This window comes from Sphaerisporangium album (assembly GCF_003323745.1).
Taxonomy (GTDB): domain Bacteria; phylum Actinomycetota; class Actinomycetes; order Streptosporangiales; family Streptosporangiaceae; genus Sphaerisporangium; species Sphaerisporangium album.
On record NZ_QOIL01000013.1, the window covers coordinates 280815 to 286968 of the forward strand.

At 69.2% G+C, this 6154-nt stretch carries 4 protein-coding genes; 3 read left to right on the top strand and 1 reads right to left on the bottom strand.

Annotation, left to right across the window (positions count from 1 at the left end; all coding sequences use genetic code 11):
• The first annotated feature begins 40 nt into the window (after positions 1 to 40).
• Positions 41 to 382: a transposase gene (locus DQ384_RS23695; RefSeq protein WP_245966723.1), complete on the top strand. Its 342-nt coding sequence runs from the start codon at positions 41 to 43 to the stop codon at positions 380 to 382.
• Here the strand turns inward: DQ384_RS23695 and DQ384_RS23700 are convergent.
• Positions 372 to 1880 (bottom strand): hypothetical protein, encoded by a 1509-nt coding sequence (locus tag DQ384_RS23700; RefSeq protein WP_114031056.1) that lies wholly within the window; start codon positions 1878 to 1880, stop codon positions 372 to 374. The genes DQ384_RS23695 and DQ384_RS23700 overlap by 11 nt on opposite strands.
• A 344-nt stretch (positions 1881 to 2224) precedes the next feature.
• On the opposite strand from DQ384_RS23700, the gene DQ384_RS23705 reads away from it, so the two are divergent.
• Both DQ384_RS23705 and rpoB read left to right on the top strand, forming a co-directional pair.
• Entirely contained in the window at positions 2225 to 3505 is a 1281-nt protein-coding gene (locus DQ384_RS23705) for a coiled-coil domain-containing protein (protein ID WP_245966716.1), read from the top strand.
• Between the two features lie 503 nt (positions 3506 to 4008).
• Positions 4009 to 6154 (top strand): DNA-directed RNA polymerase subunit beta (rpoB, locus tag DQ384_RS23710; RefSeq protein ID WP_114031079.1); only part of this gene is annotated, 2146 nt, incomplete at its 3' end.

A 6154-nucleotide genomic window follows, 5' to 3' on the forward strand; every position in this document is an offset into this window, starting at 1 on the left:
CGGGTTCGACCTGCTCCCCAGGATCCGGAACTGGCACGACCTGAGTTTCTACCGGCCCACGGCTAGCACGATGTACATGCACATCGACTCGCTGTTCGGCGACAACATCATCGACTGGGAGCCGATCGAGAAGCACTGGCCGGACCTGCTACGGGCGGGCATCTCGATCCGGGAGGGCCGACTGTCCTCGGTGACGCTGCTGCGTCGCCTGGGCAACCACTCCCGGCGAAACCGCTCTACAAGGCGCTGCGCGAGTTGGGGCGGGTCATCCGGACGATCACGCTGCTGCGGCCGCGGCCACCCGCTTGGACCTGGAGTCCCGTGTCGTGTTCCGCGTGAGCTGAGCCGCGCGCCCGCACAGGCCATCTGGATCAGGGAATAAGCTCTCGCATCGCGGCGAGCGGCAACGACGGGTTAGCGGCCGCCGCCTCTACTACCTGCCAGTCTTCGTCGTGGAGTAGTTCGACCATCGCCGAGAGCGGCAAGGCGGGGTGGCGGGCGGCCAAGGGTCTGGCCTGGCGATCGTCGAGGCAGGCCAGCAGCGCCACGGCCGTGGCGCTGGGATGCCGAGCGATCTCGCGGAACGCCTTCTGCACCGGCGGCCGGTGCTGAGCAAGGTCCTCCAGCAACTGGGCCGTGGCGTCCGGGTTGACGGCCACTTTCGCCAGCACCCGCGCACCGTGGCGCGTGACCATCGCACGGAGCTGCGCCTCGGACAGGCCCGGGTGCGGCGCGACGGATTTGACCACCTTCGCATCGGGATCGTCGGCGAGCGCGTTACGGATCTCGGGTAACAGGTCGCGCCGCTGGGCGAGCAGCATGCGTACCGCCGGGATCGCTGACGCGGCCAGTGCCGTGACTTCGGCCCCAGAGGCAGATGCGATACGCGGCAGGAGTACCGGGCCGATCCGGGTGTTGCCTGCGACGTCGGACAGAACGTCGAGCGGCAGCTCGGGATTGTGGGCAAGTCGACGCTGGACGTCGTGGCCGCGATCGGTGGCCAGGGTGCGGATCAGGTTCTCGCTGATCGAGGGGTTGTCCGCGAGCGTTGCGCGTACCCACGGGATGGGATCCTCGGCAAGCTGCGCGTACACCTGTGCGGGCAGATCGGTGCGGGCCGCCAACTCGACGCGCATCAGAGTCGAAGGATGGCTGACGAAGCCCACAACGGCGTCCACCGGCGCAGCCGGGTTCCGAAGCGCCATCTGCTGAATCTCCTGCGCAGCCGACTCATGGGAGCCATCGCAGGAAGCGCCTGGCGGCAGTGAGCAGTCAGATCGTTCGCAGCTCGGATCGTGAACGAACGGGACCGGTTCTCGATCACAGACCACGCAGGACCGCGCCGACGGCAGCCCGTCACCGGTCAGCAACGACGCCAGTACAGTTGCCGGCGTCGCTTCGTTGGCCGCCACCGAACGACGAACATCGGCATGCGAATGCGCCGCAAGCTCGCCAGCGATGTCCGCGGGCGCCCACAGCGCGAGCTCAGCGACCACCCGGACATCGGGGTCGGAGCCGAGTGTCTGCATCACATCGTGTGGCAGGCCGGGGCAGGCCGCCAGCTTCTCCCGCGTCTCCGCCAGAGGATCGGCAGCGAGAAGTCTCGCCCACTCCGGCCTGCCGGAACGTTCTTCGAGGAGGGCGAGTGCGACACGTGGCTGGGCTACCGGATCGACGTCGTCGGCCGTGAGTCGCCCTTCGTGGGCGAGTCGTATGGCGGCTCCCTCGAAGCGTGACAGCGCGGCTACCTGCACGCGGCTGAGATCCGACCGGCAGGCCACGGCCTCGGCGACGTCCCCGTCCGCAGTCGCGATGAGCTGATCGATCAGTTCGGACGGTAACGCCGTGTTCTCGGCCAGCCCGAGGAGAGCATGTCGCACAGGAGGGATCCTGCCCGAGCAGGAAGCGAACGGCCATCCGAATACGACGCTTGCGCGGACGTTCCGCAGTGCGAGCCACATTCACCGCTCCGAAACGATCAGGAACCGGAATCGTGATCTCTCACCGCTACCTGGCGGCTGGGGGCAGGTTCGGGAGCGGAGGGCCTTGCTGATGGTGCGCGCCGGTGGAGGGCTTTGACGCTCTGATGTCGGTCGCCGTGTGGTGCGCTACATAGCTTGCGGGAACTGCACTTCTCGTGAGTGATGCGCTGGGATGACGCACGCAACGGATCTGCTTTTCTGAATACGAATTTCTAGAAATCAGAAAATGCTAGGGTCGGCGTGTGACGGTGGAGAGGGTGGACGAGGGGCACACGGCTCGGGGCTCGGAGCGGGACGCTTCGGGGGAGGGGGCCTCGGGCGGGGTGCGGCTGTGCAGGCACTGCGGGGCGGTGGTCGAGCAGCGCGGGGGACGCGGCAGGCCCAAGGAGTACTGCGCGCAGGGCGACTGCCAGGCCGCGGCCAAGCGCGAGCGCGAGATGCGGCGCGCCACCCCGGGGCTGGAGGGCGCGCTGGCGCGGGCGGAGGAACTGTACGAGCGCATGGAGAAGGGGCTGGCGGCCGCGGTCAGTCCTTTGGCGCAGGTCCTGGCCGACGAGCTCAGCCCGGCGGGGGTGGAGGCCCGCATCAGCGCCATGCAGGCCGAGGCCCACACCCGCGTGGCCATCGCCCGCACCGAGCGCGAGCAGGCCTTCGAGCAGGTACGCCTCGCGCGCGAGGCCACCGAGCACGCCCGCAGGGAACGCGAGCAGATGCGCCGCCAGGCCGAGGAGGCCCACGCCGAACGCGACACCGCCCTGTCGGACGCCGAGAACGCCCGCGAACAGGCCCTCGCCGCGCTGCGCGAGGCCGCCACCACCGAACGTCTGGCCAAGCAGGCCGCCGAGCAGGCCACCCGGCGCGCCACCCGCGCCGAAGCCGCGCGTGACCAGGCCGTACGCGAGATGGAAGAGCGCGTCGAGACCGCGAGCGCCGAGGCCGCCACGGCCCGCGCCGACGCCGCGCGCACGGCGCAGCTGGCCGAACAGGCCGGCGCCGAACGTGACGCCGCGCGCACCGAGGTCCGCCAGGCCCGCCGGGCGCGCACCGAGGCCGAGCAGTCCGCCGCCGCCGCAGCCGCCCGCGCCCAGGCCGCGGAGGCCGAGCGCGACCGGGCACAGGCCCGCGCCGAGGAGGCCGAACGGGCCCGCGCCGAGGCCGTGGGCCAGGCAGCGCGCGCCGCGGCCGACGCCGACCAGGCCTCCACCAGGGCGTCCGCCGCCGAACGGGAGGCCGCCGCGCGGGTGCGGGCGGCGGGACGCGAGGCGACCGCGCGCGTCGAGGCGGCGGAGGCTCAGGCGTCGGCGCGTGTGCGCGCGGCCGAGGAACAGGCCGCCTCGGCGCGCGAGCTCGAACGCGCCGCCGCCGCCGAACGAGACCGCCTGTCCGGGCTGCTGGAGATCGAACGCGCCCGCGTCCAGGACCTGCGCGCCCAGGTGGAGTCCCTGCGCGCCGAGTCCGCCCAGCTCCGCGAACGCGCCGTCACCGCCGAACTCAACGCCTCACCCCGCCCTCCCGCCGCGTGATCCCGATGCTCCGGCGCGCTACGTGGCTCAGCGAGCGCGGCTACCGCGTGGACGCGATCGCCTTGATCGGCATCTGCTCAGCGCGATGCAGCCGGCGGATCTCCGCCCGGTCCTCCACCTTGATCACCCTCCAGGGTCATCCAGCCACCCGGCGGATCCACCCTGCCGCGAGGGACTTCCGCACCTGGCCTGATCACAACCGGCGTGGCCCGGATCTCCGCGTTCCCGGACTCCGCGCGCCGGGCAGGACGCGTGAGCGCCCGCGCACCCAGGCGTGCGACGGCACGACTCAACGCGTACAGCGGCCTCGAGAGTTGACGAGCCCACCCGGCTGTGGGATGCTGAACGCGGCACCGAGGTTGACGCTTATAGTAGCTGTGGACACGCGTTTGTAATTTGCGTTATGCTGCTCCCTCGCGCTGCCACTCGACGCCCCGAATTCCGTCGGGGCGTTTGGCGTGCGCGCAGTTCGATTCCATCCGAGCCCTCCGGAAGGACATCTGTTGGCAGCCTCGCGCAACGCCTCCGCCATACCCCCTGGTCCCCGTCGCGCCTCCTTTTCGCGTATCCAGGAGCCTTTGGAGGTTCCTGACCTTCTTGCCCTGCAGACCGAGTCTTTCGATTGGCTCCTCGGCAACGAGAAGTGGAAGGCCCGGGTGGAGGCGGCTCGTCGGGCCGGGCGCAAGGACGTTCCGGCCCAGTCGGGCCTCGAAGAGATCTTCGAGGAGATCAGTCCCATCGAGGACTTCTCGGGGACCATGTCCTTGTCGTTCCGCGACCACCGGTTCGAGCCGCCGAAGTACTCGGTCGACGAGTGCAAAGACAAGGACATGACCTTCTCCGCCCCGATGTTCGTGACGGCGGAGTTCATCAACAACACCACGGGTGAGATCAAGAGCCAGACGGTGTTCATGGGCGACTTCCCGCTCATGACCTCGAAGGGCACCTTCATCATCAACGGCACCGAGCGTGTCGTGGTCTCGCAGTTGGTCCGTTCGCCGGGCGTCTACTTCGAACGCACCGCCGACAAGACCTCCGACAAGGACCTCTACGGCTGCAAGGTCATCCCGTCCCGGGGCGCCTGGCTGGAATTCGAGATCGACAAGCGCGACAGCGTCGGTGTGCGCATCGACCGCAAGCGCAAGCAGGCCGTCACCGTGCTTCTCAAGGCCCTGGGATGGACCGGCGAGCAGATCCTCGAGCGTTTCGGCCGGTACGAGTCGATGCGGGCGACCCTGGAGAAGGACCACACCTCCGGCCAGGACGACGCACTGCTCGACATCTACCGCAAGCTGCGGCCGGGCGAGCCGCCGACCAAGGAGTCGGCGCAGACCCTGCTGGAGAACCTGTACTTCAACCCCAAGCGGTACGACCTGGCCAAGGTCGGCCGGTACAAGATCAACAAGAAGCTCGGGTCGGAGACGGACATCAACGTCACCGTCCTGGCCGAGGACGACATCGTCGCGATGGTCGAGTACCTGGTGCGGTTGCACGCCGGTGAGGAGTCGGCAGGCCTGCCGCTGGAGGTCGACGACATCGACCACTTCGGCAACCGGCGGGTGCGCAACGTCGGCGAGCTCATCCAGAACCAGGTCCGCCTGGGCCTGGCCCGCATGGAGCGCGTCGTCCGCGAGCGCATGACCACGCAGGACGTCGAGGCGATCACGCCGCAGACCCTGATCAACATCCGCCCCGTCGTGGCGTCGATCAAGGAGTTCTTCGGCACCTCACAGCTCTCGCAGTTCATGGACCAGACCAACCCGCTGGCCGGCCTGACGCACAAGCGGCGTCTGAACGCGCTCGGCCCCGGCGGTCTGTCCCGTGAGCGGGCCGGCTTCGAGGTCCGCGACGTGCACCCGTCCCACTACGGCCGCATGTGCCCGATCGAGACGCCTGAAGGTCCGAACATCGGCCTCATCGGCTACCTCGCCTGTTTCGCCCGGCTCAACGCCTTCGGCTTCGTCGAGACTCCTTACCGCAAGGTCGTGGACGGGAAGGTGACCGACCAGATCGACTACCTGACCGCCGACGAGGAGGACCGCTACGTCAAGGCGCAGGCCAACACGGCGCTCAACCCCGACGGGTCGTTCGCCGAGTCCCGCGTCCTGGTCCGCACCAAGGGCGGTGAGACCGAGCTCGCCCGGGCCGAGGAGGTCGACTACATCGACGTGTCGCCGCGCCAGATGGTGTCGGTGGCCACCGCGATGATCCCGTTCCTGGAGCACGACGACGCCAACCGGGCGCTCATGGGCGCGAACATGATGCGCCAGTCGGTACCGCTGCTCAGGAGCGAGGCGCCGCTGGTCGGCACCGGAATGGAATACCGGGCGGCCACCGACACGGGCGACATGGTCAGCGCCGAGAAGGCGGGCGTGGTCGAGGAGGTCTCGGCCGACTACATCACGGTCATGAACGACGACGGCACGCGGACGACGTACCGCGTGGCGAAGTTCAAGCGCTCCAACCAGGGCACCTCCTTCAACCAGAGGCCCATCGTCGCCGAGGGCGACCGGGTGGAGGTCAACCAGGTCGTCGCCGACGGGCCGTGCACCGACCAGGGCGAGATGGCGCTGGGCAAGAACCTGCTCGTGGCGTTCATGCCGTGGGAGGGCCACAACTACGAGGACGCGATCATCCTGTCCCAGCGCC